A 15,124-nucleotide genomic window follows, 5' to 3' on the forward strand; every position below is an offset into this window, starting at 1 on the left:
CTCACTTAACTGCTTGCTTGTGAGGAGCAACATAAAGTAACTTCACCCGCAACGCGAATCGGGTGGGAGGGATCGGATGACCGGCGAGCCGCGACACGTCGAGCCCGGCACCGATGTGCTGATCCGCAAGGTCGACAGTCATCTCGCCACGCTCCGCGGCGGTCTGCACGGGCCCGAGCTGGAACTCGCCGAGCGTCTCGCCGGCTGCCTGCGGGAGCTGGTCGTCTCCACCGCCCAGGCCAGCGCCGCCGACCGGGGCCAGGTCCGCGTCGCCGTGCACTACTTCGTGCTGCGCCGGGAGAGCCGGGGCCGGTTGCTCTCGATGCGGTCCCTCGCCGTCGCGGAGCGGGTCGTCGCCAAGGTCGCCCGCCAACTCGGTCGCGTCGACCTGCTGGCCGACCTGCGCCGAGGTCGCCAGGATCTCGACGACGCGCTGCCCGTCGGCGACGCTCTTCTGCGCTGACCGCCGCCTCTGGCGATCGCCACTGATCGCACATTGCGCCCCATAGAGGAGCAATTCCGGTAAAACCGCCCACGAGGCGGGGATCTGGCGTCTGATCGCTGGAGACACCACCGCTGTACGGGTGTCGGCCACCTCGATCGGGAGCGCGAGTGCTGGTACTGCTCATCCTCCACCTCGTGGCGGCCCTCGTCGCGCCGCTTCTCGTCCGGTGGTGGGGTCCGCGCGCGTGCTATCCGCTGGCGCTCGCGCCGGCCGCGGCGTTCGGCTGGGCGCTGGCCCGTACCCCGGCCGTCGCGCACGGCGGCGCGGTCGTCGAGACGTACCCGTGGATCGGGCAGTTGGGCCTCGACATCGCGCTGCGCGTCACCACGCTGTCCTGGCTCATGACCCTGCTGGTCGGCGGCGTCGGCGCGCTGGTGCTGGTCTACAGCGCCCGGTACTTCGACGCCGGCTCCCCCGGGATGGCCCAGGTCGCCGCCGTCCTGGTGGCCTTCGCCGGCGCGATGCTCGTCCTGGTGTTCGCCGACGACCTGCTGCTGCTCTACGTCGGCTGGGAGTTGACCACGATCTTCTCGTACCTGCTGATCGGGCACAGCACCGAACGCCGGGCCAGCCGCTGGGCGGCGGCGCAGGCGCTGACCGTCACCACGCTGGGCGGGCTCGCCATGCTGGTCGGGTTCATCCTGCTGGGCGAGCACGCCGGGAGTTACCGCTGGTCCGAGATCGTCGCCCACCCGCTGCCCGGGGGCGGCTACCTCGTCACGGCGGTGCTGCTGATCCTGGCCGGGGCGCTCTCCAAGTCGGCGGTGCTCCCGTTCAGCTCCTGGCTGCCGGTCGCGATGGCGGCGCCCACCCCGGTCAGCGCGTACCTGCACGCGGCCGCCATGGTCAAGGCCGGCGTCTACCTGGTCGGGCTGCTCGCGCCGGTGCTCGCCACGGTGGGTCCGTGGCGACCGCTGGTCCTCATCGCCGGGGTGGCGACCATGCTCGTCGCCGGTTGGGCGGCGCTGCGACAGAACGACCTCAAGCTGCTGCTCGCGTACGGGACGGTCAGCCAGTTGGGCCTGCTGGTCGCGGTGACCGGCTCGGGCACACCGGACGCCGCGCTGGCCGGCACGGCGATGCTGCTGGCGCACGCCCTGTTCAAGGCGGCGCTGTTCCTGGTCGTCGGTGTCATCGACCACGGCGCCGGGACCCGTGACCTGCGCGAGTTGTCCGGGTTGCGCCGCTGGTCCCGGCCGCTGTTCGTGGTCGCGGTGCTGGCGGCGGCGTCGATGGCGGGCGTACCGCCGCTCGTCGGGTTCGTGGCCAAGGAGGCGGTGTTCGCGGCGTTCACCAGCGATCCGGTGGTCCTCGCCGGGCTGGTCGCCGGAACGGTGCTCACCGTCGCGTACAGCGCCCGCTTCCTCTGGGGCGCGTTCGCCGACCGGCCGGGCGTCGAACCGGTACCACCCGCGCCGGTCGCCGCGTCGATGCTGTTCCCACCGGCGGTGCTCGCCGTCGTCGGGCTGCTCGCCGGTCCCGCCGCCGGCGTGCTCGACGGTCTGCTGAGTCCGTACGCCGAGCTGCTGGGGACCCTCGACGCGCACCTGACGCTCTGGCCCGGACCCACCGCGGCGCTCGGTCTGTCCGTGTTGGCGCTTGCCGGCGGCATCCTGCTCTTCGCGCTGCGCGGGCCGCTCGCCCCCGCGCTGGCCCGGCTCCGGTCGCCGGTGGGCGGCAATCAGGGGTACGAGTGGGTCGTGGGCCGGTTCGACCGGTTCGCCATCGGGGTCACCGGCGCGACACAGCGCGGCTCGCTACCGCAGTACCTCGGCCTCATTCTCGTCACCCTCGTGCTGCTGCCCGGTGGGGCGATGCTCGCCGCCGCGCCGTGGCGGGCCCGACTCCCGCTCTGGGACAACCCGCTGCAACCGGTGGTCGTGGTGGTCATCGCGGTGGCCGCGCTGCTCGCGGTCGGCGCTCGTCGGCGGTTGACCGCGATGCTGCTGGTCGGCGTCACCGGCTACGGCACCGCCATGCTCTTCATCCTGCACGGCGCGCCGGATCTGGCGCTCACCCAGTTCCTGGTGGAGACCGCGACCATCGCGGTGTTCGTGCTGGTGCTGCGCCGCCTGCCGCAGCGGTTCTCGGCCCGGCCGCTGCGCCGCAGCAGGTGGACGCGTCGGGCGATCGGCGTGGCGATGGGCGTGGTGGCCGGCGGGCTCGCGCTCGTCGCGGCCGGCGCCCGCCGCGCGCCGGACATCTCCACCGTCTTTCCGGCCCTCGCCGTGGGCGAGGGGTACGGCCGCAACGTGGTCAACGTGACCCTCGTCGACATCCGGGCCTGGGACACCATGGGCGAGGTGTCGGTGCTGGTGGTGGCCGCGACCGGGGTGGCCAGCCTGATCTTCGAGCGGTCCCGTACCGGGCCGAGGCCGCGCCGGCCGGAGTCCGCCGAAGGGGCCGCCCCGCCGCACCGGCCCGTCTGGTTACGGGGTGGCCCGACCCTCTACGAGGAGCAGCGCTCGATCGTCCTGGAGGTGATCACCCGACTGATCTTCCACACGGTGGTGCTGTTCTCGCTGTTCCTGCTCTTCTCCGGGCACAACGCGCCGGGCGGCGGATTCTCGGGCGGCCTGGTGGCCGGGCTCGCGCTGGTCGTCCGCTACCTGGCCGGCGGCAGGTACGAGCTGACCGACGCCGCCCCGGTGGGCGCCGGACTGATCCTCGGCGCGGGGCTGGCCCTGGCGGTGGGTACGGGTGCGGTGGCGCTGCTGGCCGGTGGATCGGTGCTTCAGAGCGCGAAGCTCGACGTGTCCCTGCCGCTGGTCGGCGACGTCCACCTGGTCACGTCGCTCTTCTTCGACGTCGGCGTGTACCTGATCGTGATCGGGTTGCTGCTCGACATCCTGCGCAGTCTCGGCGCCGAGGTGGACCGGCACATCGAGGCCTCCGGTACGGAGAGCGGCGGTCTGGCCGTCGACAAGGGCGGCCGGCCGTGAGCGCGAGGAGTGAGCCGGGTTTGCGAGCCTCGCAGTCGCGAACCTCAGGTGGTGCCGTGAGCGCGAGGAGTGAGCCGGGTTTGCGAGCCCCGCAGTCGCGAACAGAGGAAGAACTGTGACGGCGGGCGGCGCCGGGCCCACGTTGGTGCTGGTGCTCGCCGTCGCGGCGCTCGTCGGGTGCGGGGTGGTCCTGCTGCTGGAGCGCAGTCTCACCCGGATCCTGCTCGGCGTCATCCTGCTGGGCAACGGCGTCAACCTGCTGATCCTGCTGGGTGGCCGATCGGGTGGCGCTCCCGTCGTGGGCACCGGCCCCGTCGAGCGGATGAGTGACCCGCTGGCGCAGGCGATGGTGCTGACCGCCATCGTGATCACGTTCGGCTTCACCGCGTTCCTGCTCGCCGTGGCGTACCGGAGCTGGTATCTCACCGGCGACGACGAGGTGCCCGACGACCTGGAGGACCGCCAGATCATCCGTCGCGCGGAGCACCACGAGGTGGGCGCGGTCGACCGTGGCGGCGAGGGCCCGAACGGCGATCCGGAGCAGGTCGACCCGGAGCCGGCCCGCCGCCGACTCCGACGTGGCCAGCGGGACGACGCGTCGTGAGCCGGCTCCTGCCCCTGCCGGTGGTGGTGCCGCTGCTCGGCGCGGCGCTGACCCTGCTGCTGGCCGACCGGCCCCGGGTGCAGCGTACGGTCAGCGTGCTCTGCCTGGCGGTGACGTTCACCGTCGCGCTCGTGCTGCTGGTGCAGGCGTACCGGCACGGGCCGGTGGTGCTCGCGGTCGGTGGGTGGCCGCCACCGGTCGGCATCGTGCTGGTGGCCGACCAGTTGGCCGCGCTGATGCTGGTGGTGTCCTCGGCGGTGACGCTGTGCGTGCTGGTGTACTCGATCGGCCAGGGTCGCAGCGAGACCAGCGAGAGCGCGCCGGTGGTCATCTTCCACCCGACCTACCTGGTGCTCACCGCTGGCGTCACCAACGCGTTCCTGGCGGGCGATCTGTTCAACCTGTTCGTCGGCTTCGAGATCCTGCTGGCGGCCAGCTTCGTGCTGATCACGCTGGGCGGCACCGAGACGCGCATCCGCACCGGATCGACGTACGTGGTGGTCAGCGTCCTCTCCTCGATGATCTTCCTGACCGGTGTGGGGCTGGTGTACGCGGCCACCGGCACGCTCAACATGGCGCAGCTCGCCCAGCGTCTCGACGACCTGCCGGACAACGTCCGCGTGACTCTGCAACTGATGCTGCTGCTCGCGTTCGCGATCAAGGCCGCGGTCTTCCCGCTGTCGGCCTGGCTGCCGGACAGCTATCCCACCGCTCCGGCCCCGGTGACCGCCGTGTTCGCGGGGCTGCTCACCAAGGTGGGCGTGTACGCGATCATCCGTACCGAGACGTTGCTCTTTCCGGGTGGCCAGGTCGACGACCTGCTCATGGTCGTCGCCGGCCTGACGATGGTGGTCGGCATCCTCGGCGCCGTGGCGCAGTCGGACATGAAGCGGCTCTTCTCGTTCACCCTGGTCAGCCACATCGGCTACATGATCTTCGGGGTGGCGTTGAGCACCGCGGCCGGGCTCGCCGGGGCGATCTTCTACGTGGTGCACCACATCACCATCCAGACGACCCTGTTCCTGGTCGCCGGGCTGGTCGAGGAGCGCGCCGGCAGCACCGACCTGCGTCGTCTCGGCGGACTGGCCCGGGTGGCGCCCCTGCTGGGCGTCCTCTTCTTCGTCCCGGCGATGAACCTCGCCGGGGTGCCCCCGTTCTCCGGGTTCCTGGGCAAGCTCGGTCTGCTCCAGGCCGGCGTGGCGGCCGGCGGCGCGCTGCCCGCGACGCTGGTGGCGGCCGGGACGCTCACCAGCCTGCTCACCCTGTACGTGGCCTCCCGGGTGTGGAACATCGCGTTCTGGCGGGCGCCCCGGATCGCCACCGACGAACCCACCGTCCGGCTGCCCGCCCTGACGGTCGGCGCGACCGTCGCCCTGGTCGCCCTGGGGGTGTCGCTGACGGTGCTGGCCGGCCCCCTGTTCGACGTCACCGCCGACGCGGCCACCGACCTGCTCTCGCGTACGCCGTACGTGCGCGCTGTCCTGCCCGGCGGCGTGCCGTGACGGGCCCGCGCGGCGCACCCCCGACGGACGCCGCCCGGGGAGGTCGGCTCGGGCGGTGGCGGGACCAGACGCTGGCGCTGGGCTGGCTGGTGCTCGTCTGGAACCTGCTCTGGGGTGAGATCAACCTGGCGAACGTCATCGCTGGCCTGCTGGTGGGCGGCGCGGTCCTGCTGTTCTTCCCCCTGCCGGCGGTCACCTTCGGCGGGCGGCTGCGCCCGGGGGCGCTGCTGGCGTTCGCCGGTCGGTTCGTCGTCGAACTGGTCACCGCGAGCCTGCACATCGCCCGGATCGCCGTGCAACCCGGCTACCGGCCCCGTGGCGCGATCATCGCCGTCCCGCTGCGGGTGCGTACGGATCTGAACCTGGCGCTGACCGCCGAGGCGGTGTCGCTGGTGCCCGGGACGCTGATCCTCAAGGTGGATCGCGAGCCGGGGGTGCTCTACCTGCACGTGCTGGACACCCACGGCCCGGCGGACCTGGCGCTCGCCCGGGACCGCACCCTCGAGGTCGAACGACGCATCATCCGGGCGGTGGGCAGTGCGGACGAACTGCGCCGCGTGGAACCCGGCCCCGCCGAGAAGGGAATCGCCCAATGATCATGTTGCTGGCCGTCGTCCTCACCGTCCTGCTGTCGGTGACCGCGCTGCTCGTGTTGATCCGGCTCTACCGGGGGCCCTCGCTGCTGGACCGGGTGATCGCGGCGGACATGCTGCTCGCCACCATGGTCGGCGCGGTGGGCGCGGAGGCGGCGGTCAACCGGCACGCCACCACGCTGCCCGTGCTGGTGGTGCTGTCCCTGCTCGGCTTCGTGGGCTCGGTCTCGCTGGTCCGCTTCGCCGTCCGGGAGCCCTCCTGATGCCGGGCGTGCTCGCGATGATCGCCGACTGGCTCGGGGCCGTCTGCCTGGTCGCCGGCGCGCTGCTCGCGCTGTGCGCCGGCATCGGCGTGCTGCGCTTCCCGGACGCCCTGTCCCGGATGCACGCGGCCACCAAGCCCCAGGTGCTCGGCGTGCTCCTGCTGCTGCTCGGGATCGCGCTGCGGCTGCGGTCCCGGTCCGACCTCGGCATGATCCTGTTGGTCGGGGTCTTCCAGTTGGCCACCGCCCCGGTCGCCGCGCAGATGATCGCCCGGGCCGCCTACCGGTCCGGCCGGCTCGACCGGAGCCTGCTCGACGCCGACGAGTTGGCCGGGACTGAGTCGACCGGTGGGCGCGGCGACGGCCGGTCCCGGCCGGGCTGAACAGGACGATCGACTCCTTCGGCCCACCCCCAGCGGAGTCCCAGGCAACGCCGATAAAATGACGGCATGATCGACTCCTCTGCCCAGGAGGGCAGCAGTAGCCAGCCGGGTCGTGCCCGGCATATCCCCGCCCCGACGGCCCCGGGAGCCCTGAGCGTCCCGTGTTGATCGTCGTCGGTCTTCTTCTCATCATCGTGCTCACCGCCGCCACCGGTTACTTCGTGGCGCAGGAGTTCGGCTACGTCGCCGTGGACCGGGGCAAGCTGCGCCAGCTCGCCGACGACGGCGACCAGGCCGCCGCCCGGGCCCTCGCCGTCACCAGCCGGCTCTCCTTCATGCTCTCCGGCGCGCAACTCGGCATCACCGTCACCGCGCTGCTGGTCGGTTACGTCGCCGAGCCGTACCTCGGTGGTGGCCTCGCCGACCTGCTCGGCGTCGCCGGCGTCAGCGAGTCCGTGAGCCTGCCGCTGTCGGTGGCGCTGGCCCTGGTCATCGCCACCGTCGTGCAGATGGTCCTCGGCGAGCTGGCGCCCAAGAACCTCGCCATCGCCCGGGCCGTACCGCTGGCCCGGGCGCTGAGCCGGTCCACGCTCTTCTACCTGGCCATCGCCGGTCCGGTGATCCGGCTCTTCGACCGGGCGTCGGTCCGGCTGCTGCGCCGGGTCGGCATCGAGCCGATCGAGGAGCTGCCCAGCGGCGCGACCCCCGCCGACCTGGAACAGATCATCGCCGAGTCGCGCGAGGAGGGCAGCCTGGACGCCGAGATGTCCACGCTGCTCGACCGGGGGCTCGACTTTCGTGAGCTGACCGCCGGCGAGGCCATGGTGCCCCGGGTCGACGTGCACACCGTCCGGGGGCACGAGCCGGTGAGCCGGGTGGTCGAGCTGCTGGACACCGGCCACTCCCGCTTCCCGGTCCGTGGCGCGGAGGGCGTCGACGACCTGCTCGGCATCGTCGGCATCGCCGACGTGCTCGGCGTACCCCCCGCCGAACGGGCCACCACCCCGGTCAGCGCGGTGGCGGGGCCGCCGCTGCTCGTACCGGAGACCCTGCCCCTGCCCACGGTGCTGGACCGCCTGCGCTCCGGGCACCGGCAGATGGCCTGCGTGGTCGACGAGTACGGCGGGTTCGCCGGCGTGATCACGCTGGAGGACATCGCCGAGGAGCTGGTCGGTCCGATCCGGGACGAGGACGACCCGCCGGAGCGGGCGCCCGCCCGCCAGGACGACGGCTCCTGGGTGGTGCCGGCCCGCTGGCGGATCGACGAGGTCGCCGACAGCACCGGCATCGCCCTGCCCGAGGCCCCGGAGTACGACACGCTCTCCGGGCTGGTCATGCGGGAGCTGGGCCGGGTGCCGGAGGTCGGCGACCGGCTGGAGATCAGCCTGCTGCCCGAGGGCGTCGAGGCCGACGAGGGCGAGGCGGACCCCCGGGCGCTGGTCGAGGTGCTGGCCGTGGACCGGCACGTCGCCGACTCGGTACGGCTGCAACTCACCGACCGTGGCGAGCGGCGCGAGGTGTCCGCATGAGCCCCGGCATCGCGTTGATCAGCTCCGGCGTCCTGCTGGGGCTGAACGGGTTCTTCGTGGCCGCCGAGTTCGCCCTGGTGGCCAGCAAGCGGTACCGGCTGGAGCAGGCGGCGGCCAGCGGTGGCCGGGCGGCGCGGGCCGCGCTCGACGGTGTCCGCGAGTTGTCGCTGATGCTGGCCGGTGCGCAGCTCGGCATCACCCTGTGCACCCTGGGGCTCGGCGCGCTGGCCGAGCCGGCGATCGAACACCTGGTCAGCCCGCTGCTGCACGCGGTGGGGCTGCCCGACGCGGCCAGCCACGTCATCGCCCTGGTCTTCGCCCTCGGGTTGGTGACCTTCCTGCACCTGGTGGTGGGGGAGATGGCACCGAAGTCGTGGGCGATCACCGACGCCGAACGGTCGGCGACGCTGCTCGCGCTGCCGTTCCGGGCCTTCGCCCGGGTGTCCCGGCCGGTGCTGTCCGCGCTGAACGCGCTGGCCAACGCGATCCTGCGCCTGGTCGGCGTCCACCAGCAGGACCAGTTGGCCCAGGTGCACGGCCCGGACGAGCTGCGGATCCTGCTGGAACAGTCCCGCGAGCACGGGCTGCTCGGCGCGGAGCAGCACCAACTGCTCACCAGCATGCTCGAGTTGCAGGGCACGTCGGTGGCGCAGGTGATGGAGCCGTTCGCCACCATGGTCACGGTCCGGCGCGACGACCCGGCCGAGCGGATCGAGCAGGTCAGCCGGGACAGCGGCCGGTCACGGCTGGCGGTGCTGGACGCGGGCGGCGACGTCTGCGGTCTGGTGCACGTCCGGGAGGCGGTACGGGCGGTCACCACCGGCCGGGCCGCCCTGGCCGGTGAGCTGATGACACCGGCGTTCACCCTGCCGGCGACGTCCTCGGTCACCGAGGCGGTGGCCGCGATGCGCGCCCGGCAGTCGCAGCTCGCCCTGGTCCGCAACGGCGGCGGCCCGGCCCGCCCGATCGGCTTCGTCGCGTTGGAGGACCTGTTGGAGGAGGTCATCGGCGAGTTCGACGACGAGACCGACACGGTGCCGCGCGGCCGCCGACTCCGCTAGGAAAATTCCGGCAAGTTCCGGGTGGTCCCCCGCCAGGTCCGCGACAGTTGAGGTGACCTGGCGGGGGGCGCGATGCGGTTGACGGGGATGTCTCGGGAGTCCGGCTGGACCGGCCTGTCCGTACAGACCACGCTTGGAAACCCGAGCACCCGTCCGGGCCTGCGCCTGCCCGGGCGGGTGACCCTCGCCGCCGGCCCGGACGACGTGCTCGTACGCCACCTCCGGCTCGGCCTGGTCACGACGGTCGAGCCGGACGACCCGGCGGCTCCGCGACGCCTCATGCAGTTCTTCCAGCTGCCGATCGCCGGGCGGTTCGTGGTCCCGGCGGGCCGTCGCCGGGCGGTGGACTTCGCGTTACCGCTGCCGTGGGAGACCCCGGTGACCACCTTCGGCGGGGTGCCGCTGCTCAGTCTGCGGATGGGTCTGCGGACCGAGGTGTCCGTCGAACCGGACCTGGACCAGGGCGCCATGGTGCCGGTCTTCGTGCACCCGGTTCCCACCCAGCAGCACGTGCTGGCGGCGCTGGACACGCTGGGCTTCTCGATCCGCCAGGCCGGGCTGGTAGAGGGCGGCCTGCCCGGGGTGGAGCACGCTCTACCGCTGCACCAGCGCTGGGGCTACTGGGTGGGGCCGCTCTACGCCGGCCCGATCACCGAGCTGGAACTGATCTTCGTGACGAACTCGGCGGGCCTCGAGGTGATCACGTGGATGGACCGGAAGCTGTCCCTGGCCGGGATCACCCACCAGAGCATCAGCCGGTTCCGTGTCTGGCACGCCGACGCCGGGCAGCGGGACTGGGTCGCCACGGTGGACAGCTGGCTGCGCCACGCCATCAACCGCCACGCGGCGGCCGCCGCCCACGCCGACTGGTCCGCCCAGATCGGCCATTCCGCCCATGTCAGCCGCCATCCCGACAGGCCCATCAAACCCGGCTACGGCCTGGGCGGCACGGCCGGAGGGGCCGGGGTCGGCGGCGGAGGCGCCGGCGGAGGCGACGGCACCTGACCCCGCGCCCGCGCGCCCCCGCGCCCCCGCGCGTCGATCTTGCACGTTCTGTGGTGACAAAGCAGCGTGAAAAGCGCAAAAGGGCAACACAAAGTGCAAGATCGCGAAGGGAGGGCGGAGGCGTCGCGGCGGGGTGGGGTGGGGTTGGGTCAGCCTGCGCTGGCGGTGGCTAGTTTGAGGCTGAAGGCCAGGAAGAGTGTCGCCACTGCCGTGGTGCCGCCCACCGCTAGGCGACGGCGGCGGCGGAACTGGGTCGCCAGGAACGTTCCCGCGAAGATCAGCGCCGTCAGGTAGAGCGCGCTGGTGACCTGCGCGATCAGGCCGAGCAGCAGGAACGACAGCGCCGGCCAGGCGTAGCCGGGGTCGACGAACTGGATGAAGAACGAGATGAAGAAGAGGATCGCCTTCGGGTTCAGCAGGCTGATCACCAGCGCCTTGCGGAAGGGGCTGCGCAGCTGCGCCGGCTCCGCGGCGTCGATGAGCCGCGGCGTGGTCGGGTCGTTGCGGTCGCGCCAGCGCCGCCAGGCGCCGCGCAGCATGGTCAGCCCGACATAACCGAGGTACGCCGCGCCGGCGTACTTGATCACCAAGAACAACGGTGGGTACGCCTTGAGCAGCGACGCCACCCCGGCGGCGGAGAGGACCATCAGCACCCCGTCGCCCACGAACACCCCGCCCGCCGCCCGGTAGCCGGCCCCCACGCCCCGCTTTGCGGCGGTGGAGAGCACGAAGAGCGAGTTCGGCCCGGGCAGCAGGATGATGGCCACGGTGCCCAGCACGTACGTCCAGATGTCGGTGATCCCCAGCACGCCCGCCATCATCACGCCGCCGGTGCCGTACGGCGAAGTCTTTTCCGCAGCGTGGCCTGTGCGTTCGGCCACTCGTCGACGGTCATGGCGTACTGCACCGTGTCCCGCCACGAGCCGTCCGGACGCTGGCGGTGCATTCGCAGCACCCCCTCCCGGGTCGCGCCGAGTCGTTCGATGGCCGCCTGGGAACGAACGTTGCGGATGTCGGTGTGCCAGGCCACCCGTACCGCGCCCAGCTCGTCGAAGGCCCGGCCGAGCAGCAGCAGCTTGGCCTCGGTGTTGATCCCGGTACGCCACCATGGACGGCCGAGGAAGGTGTGCCCGATCGCCACCGACCGCCGTTCCGGGTCGATCTCGTAGTACGAGGTGCTGCCGACCACCGTCCCGGTCGCCGCGCAGCGCTGCACCCAGGCCACCCGTTCGCCGCTCTGCTGGGCGGCCAGCGCGGCGGCGATCACCTCGGCGGTCCCGGTCGGCTCGGTGGGCCGCGGAACGGTCAGGTGCCGCCAGACGTCGTCGTCCGCGGTGGCGGCGTGCAGGTCGTCGGTGTGTGCCAGGTCCAGGGGTTCCAGCCGGACGTGCTCGCCGCTCAGGGTCGCCGGGTCGTGCCAGGGCGTACGGATCGTCCGCAGGTACGCCGGCAGCGGCGCGGTGACCCCGGCGGCGGGCTGCGGCAGTCCGACAGTCAGCCGTAGCGGCAGGACGCCGGCCCAGTGCGGCAGGCGCAGGTCGGCCTCGTCCTCGCGGACGCCGCCGGTGCGCGACCGGACGGACACCTCGCGCAGCGGCAGCGCCAGCACGGCGGTCTCGGCCAGCTCGCGCCGGTTCGGCGGGCGACTGGCCGTGCTGCGGCCCGCGCCCACCTTCTCGACGAGCGCCGTGAGCATCGCGCTCTTCTCGGTGGCGTCGGTGACCAGCCGGGCGGTGCCGTGTGCGACCACCGAGCGGTAGTTGGCGCTGTGGTGGAACTGGGAGCGGGCGTACACCAGCCCGTCGAGCAGCGTGACCGCGACGCAGACGGCCAGCCCTTCGCCCCGGGCGCCGAGCAGGGGGCGACTGCCGTTGGAGCCGTGCAGGTAGAGGGTGTCGCCGATGCGGACGTGCAGGGTGGGCAGTACGCGGGGCTCGCCGTCCACGGTGAAGCCGAGCGCGCAGTGGTACGCCTCGTCGAGGACGGCGTGTGCCGCCTCGCGGTCGTAGCTCATCCGCTCGCGGGAACGGGTGGCGGTGGTCCGGGCGGTGGGTGGATACATGCGCGCCCCTTTGTTCTAGTACAATCTCTTGTTTGTGTCAGCACGCTATCAGTTCACCGGGACGACGGCCGCCACGATTTCGGCCAGTATCGAATCGGGCATCCGTACCGGCGCTCTGCCACCCGGCGCGGCCCTGCCGCCGGTCCGGGCCCTGGCCGCCGACCTCGCCGTCAGCCCGGCGACCGTCGCCCGCGCCTATCAGGAGCTGCGCCAGCGCGGCGTGCTCACCACCGCCGGCCGGCACGGCACCCGCGTCCGCCCACGCCCACCGGTGGCCGCCCGTCGCTCCGCGTTGCGCCCCGCGCCCCTGCCCGGCGCGCGTGACCTGTCCCGCGGCGAGCCCGACCCCCGGCTGCTGCCCCCGATCGGTCCGCACCTCGCCGCGCTCGCCGCCGACGCCGGCGCGCCGATCGGCTACTCGCAGGCCGGGGTGCTCCCGGAGCTGGCCGAGCTGGCCCGCGCCCGGCTCCGCGCCGACGGCGTACCCGCCGAGGACCTGACCCTCACCGGTGGCGCGCTGGATGGCATCGAACGCCTCCTCGGCGCCCACCTGCGCCCCGGCGACGCGGTCGCGGTGGAGGACCCCGGCTGGGCCAACCTGCTCGACCTGGTCGCCGCCCTCGGGCTGCGTCCGATCGGCGTGCCGGTGGACGACGAGGGGCCGCTTCCGGCCGGGGTGGCGGCCGCGCTGACCGCTGGCGCGCGGGCGCTGGTGGTCACCAGCCGCGCCCAGAACCCGACCGGCGCGGCCGTCTCCGCCGCCCGCGCCGACGAGCTGCGCGCACTGCTCGCCGAGCGGCGGGACCTGCTGCTCATCGAGGACGACCACGCCGCCGAGCTGGCCCGCGTACCCCTGAAACCGCTCGCCGGCACGACCACGAGCTGGGCCTTCGTGCGGTCGGTGAGCAAACCCTTCGGCCCGGACCTGCGACTGGCGGTGCTGGCCGGCGACGAGACCACCGTGGCCCGGGTGACCGGCCGGACGCGGGTCGGCGCGGGCTGGGTGTCCACCGTGCTGCAACGGCTGGTGCTGGCCCTGTGGCGGGACCCGGCGGTCGACGACCTGGTGGGCCGTGCGGCGCAGAGCTACGAGCTGCGACGCGCGGGTCTGGTGGCCGCGCTCGCCGAGCACGGCCTGACCGCCCACGGCCGCAGCGGCATCAACGTCTGGCTGCCGGTGCCGGACGAGACCAGCGTGGTCACCGCGTTACGTGACGCGGGCTGGGTGGTGGCGCCCGGCGCGCTCTACCGGATCGCCGCCCCGCCCGCCGTGCGCGTCACCGTCAGTTCCCTGGCCGTGGAGGACCTGACGCCCCTGGCCGCCGCCCTGGCCCGCGCCACCCGTCCCGATCTCCCGCCCGGTTTCGCCACCTGACCCGTGGCGACCCGCTCGGGAGGTTTGCCGGATCCGTGGTGGGTATGCGCGCCGGTGGAGGTGGCTGACATGGCTTCAGGCGGCAATCGAGGACTCTGGATCGGGGTCGCGGTCGCGGTCATCGTGATCATCATCGTGCTGATCGCGCTCGCGTCGTGTGGTGGCGGCGGCGGTGGGGGCGGGTACTGACGGCCGACCGTCGGATCTCACCTGGGGCGTATCCGGCACGGCCTGCCGAACAGGTATATAACAGTCGGCATGGCCGAGCAGACCGACGCCGCCCCCGGCGCCCAACGGTTCATCCCTCCCGGTGCCGACACCATCGACGAGTTGCGGGCGGCCTCGGGCGGCTGTCGCGGCTGCGAGCTGTACCGGGACGCCACGCAGACCGTCTTCGGGCGGGGTGACGAGAGCGCCCGCGTGGTGCTCGTGGGCGAGCAGCCCGGCGACATGGAGGACCAGAAGGGCCTGCCCTTCGTCGGTCCCGCCGGTCGGCTGCTGCGCAGGGCCGTCGACGACGCCGGCCTCGACCCGGCCACGCTGTACCTCACGAACACTGTGAAGCACTTCCATTTTGAGGTGCGCGGCAAGCGGCGCATCCACCAGACGCCGGACCCGATCCACATCGCGGCCTGCCGTCCCTGGCTGGTCGCCGAGTTCGCCCGGCTCGACCCGGCGGTCGTGGTGGTGCTCGGCGCCACCGCCGCCAAGGCGCTGCTCGGCCCGTCCTTCCGGGTGACGAGGCAGCGCGGCGAACTGCTGCCCTGGCCCGCGTCGGCCCAGCACCCCGAGGACTTCCAGCGGGTCCCGGTGGACCGCTCCGGCGCGGTGGCCGACGCTCCGCCGACCCGGCTGCTGGCGACCATCCACCCGTCCGCGGTGCTGCGCGCCGACGACCAGGACGCCGCGTACGAGGGGCTGGTCGCCGACCTCACCGTCGCCGCCCGCGCCCTCGCCGGATGAGCGCGCGGCGCCGTCGCGCCCGCTCGCGTCCGGCGGGGCGTCAGCCGGCGGTGTCGGAGTAGACCTCGACGTCGTAGAGCAACTGGACGTTGCGGCGGCCGTTCGTGACGCCGACGAAGACCGGCTCCCCAGCCGGGGTCCGGCCCTGCCGCCACGCCTGTTCCCGGGCCGCCTGCCGCGACTCGTGATGGCTCCTGCCCTCCAGGTGCAGTTGCAGGACGCGCCGAGCGGTGCTCCGGTCGGTGTCGACGTGGACTCGCAGAAGAGGCATGGGGGACCTCCGTGCGGGGGCCGTTGTACGGATGTTCAGCTAGCTTACCGACGTTAAGTTTCCTGT

The 15,124-nt window shown here is 72.9% G+C and carries 15 protein-coding genes; 12 read left to right on the forward strand and 3 right to left on the reverse strand.

What is annotated here, in order from left to right; genetic code table 11:
* Nucleotides 1-76 precede the first annotated feature (76 nt).
* The 10 genes from ACIA3K_RS23820 (at nucleotide 77) to ACIA3K_RS23865 (ending at nucleotide 10,387) form a co-directional block, all read left to right on the forward strand.
* A complete protein-coding gene (locus ACIA3K_RS23820; RefSeq protein ID WP_355051682.1) occupies nucleotides 77-463 on the forward strand; it encodes a hypothetical protein in 387 nt (128 codons plus the stop codon).
* 149 nt (nucleotides 464-612) lie between these two features.
* Nucleotides 613-3,447 (forward strand): Na+/H+ antiporter subunit A, encoded by a 2,835-nt coding sequence (locus tag ACIA3K_RS23825; RefSeq protein WP_396803834.1) that lies wholly within the window; start codon nucleotides 613-615, stop codon nucleotides 3,445-3,447.
* Between the two features lie 115 nt (nucleotides 3,448-3,562).
* The gene (locus ACIA3K_RS23830) at nucleotides 3,563-4,051 is read left to right on the forward strand and encodes a Na(+)/H(+) antiporter subunit C (protein WP_396803835.1); all 489 of its coding nucleotides are present in this window, start codon (nucleotides 3,563-3,565) and stop codon (nucleotides 4,049-4,051) included.
* The gene (locus ACIA3K_RS23835) at nucleotides 4,048-5,553 is read left to right on the forward strand and encodes a Na+/H+ antiporter subunit D (protein WP_396803837.1); all 1,506 of its coding nucleotides are present in this window, start codon (nucleotides 4,048-4,050) and stop codon (nucleotides 5,551-5,553) included. The genes ACIA3K_RS23830 and ACIA3K_RS23835 overlap by 4 nt, the downstream gene beginning before the upstream one ends.
* Entirely contained in the window at nucleotides 5,550-6,149 is a 600-nt protein-coding gene (locus ACIA3K_RS23840; RefSeq protein WP_396803839.1) for a Na+/H+ antiporter subunit E, read from the forward strand. The genes ACIA3K_RS23835 and ACIA3K_RS23840 overlap by 4 nt, the downstream gene beginning before the upstream one ends.
* Entirely contained in the window at nucleotides 6,146-6,409 is a 264-nt protein-coding gene (locus tag ACIA3K_RS23845) for a monovalent cation/H+ antiporter complex subunit F (RefSeq protein ID WP_396803841.1), read from the forward strand. Before ACIA3K_RS23840 ends, ACIA3K_RS23845 begins: the two co-directional genes overlap by 4 nt.
* Nucleotides 6,409-6,792, forward strand: coding sequence for a monovalent cation/H(+) antiporter subunit G (gene mnhG / locus ACIA3K_RS23850; RefSeq protein ID WP_396803843.1), 384 nt, complete (start codon nucleotides 6,409-6,411; stop codon nucleotides 6,790-6,792). Before ACIA3K_RS23845 ends, mnhG begins: the two co-directional genes overlap by 1 nt.
* Nucleotides 6,793-6,953: 161 nt before the next feature.
* Nucleotides 6,954-8,321, forward strand: coding sequence for a hemolysin family protein (locus tag ACIA3K_RS23855; RefSeq protein ID WP_396803845.1), 1,368 nt, complete (start codon nucleotides 6,954-6,956; stop codon nucleotides 8,319-8,321).
* Nucleotides 8,318-9,382: a hemolysin family protein gene (locus ACIA3K_RS23860; RefSeq protein ID WP_396803846.1), complete on the forward strand. Its 1,065-nt coding sequence runs from the start codon at nucleotides 8,318-8,320 to the stop codon at nucleotides 9,380-9,382. Before ACIA3K_RS23855 ends, ACIA3K_RS23860 begins: the two co-directional genes overlap by 4 nt.
* Before the next feature lie 72 nt (nucleotides 9,383-9,454).
* Nucleotides 9,455-10,387, forward strand: a complete 933-nt coding sequence (locus tag ACIA3K_RS23865) for a sporulation protein (RefSeq protein ID WP_396803847.1) — start codon at nucleotides 9,455-9,457, stop codon at nucleotides 10,385-10,387.
* A 149-nt stretch (nucleotides 10,388-10,536) separates the two neighbouring features.
* On the opposite strand, the gene leuE is transcribed toward ACIA3K_RS23865, so the two are convergent.
* A complete protein-coding gene (gene leuE / locus ACIA3K_RS23870; protein ID WP_396803937.1) occupies nucleotides 10,537-11,208 on the reverse strand; it encodes a leucine efflux protein LeuE in 672 nt (223 codons plus the stop codon).
* Nucleotides 11,208-12,449: a bifunctional pyridoxamine 5'-phosphate oxidase family protein/GNAT family N-acetyltransferase gene (locus tag ACIA3K_RS23875; protein ID WP_396803849.1), complete on the reverse strand. Its 1,242-nt coding sequence runs from the start codon at nucleotides 12,447-12,449 to the stop codon at nucleotides 11,208-11,210. Before ACIA3K_RS23875 ends, leuE begins: the two co-directional genes overlap by 1 nt.
* Before the next feature lie 34 nt (nucleotides 12,450-12,483).
* Here ACIA3K_RS23875 and ACIA3K_RS23880 point away from each other — a divergent pair, with 34 nt between their 5' ends.
* Both ACIA3K_RS23880 and ACIA3K_RS23885 read left to right on the forward strand, forming a co-directional pair.
* Entirely contained in the window at nucleotides 12,484-13,824 is a 1,341-nt protein-coding gene (locus tag ACIA3K_RS23880; RefSeq protein ID WP_396803851.1) for an aminotransferase class I/II-fold pyridoxal phosphate-dependent enzyme, read from the forward strand.
* Nucleotides 13,825-14,082: 258 nt separating this feature from the next.
* Nucleotides 14,083-14,787, forward strand: coding sequence for a UdgX family uracil-DNA binding protein (locus ACIA3K_RS23885; protein ID WP_396803853.1), 705 nt, complete (start codon nucleotides 14,083-14,085; stop codon nucleotides 14,785-14,787).
* 40 nt (nucleotides 14,788-14,827) lie between these two features.
* Here the strand turns inward: ACIA3K_RS23885 and ACIA3K_RS23890 are convergent, their stop codons facing one another.
* Nucleotides 14,828-15,058, reverse strand: a complete 231-nt coding sequence (locus ACIA3K_RS23890; RefSeq protein WP_396803854.1) for a hypothetical protein — start codon at nucleotides 15,056-15,058, stop codon at nucleotides 14,828-14,830.
* Between the last annotated feature and the right edge of the window lie 66 nt (nucleotides 15,059-15,124).

It is taken from the genome of Micromonospora sp. NPDC051543, assembly GCF_044454415.1.
Taxonomy (GTDB): Bacteria; Actinomycetota; Actinomycetes; order Mycobacteriales; family Micromonosporaceae; genus Micromonospora.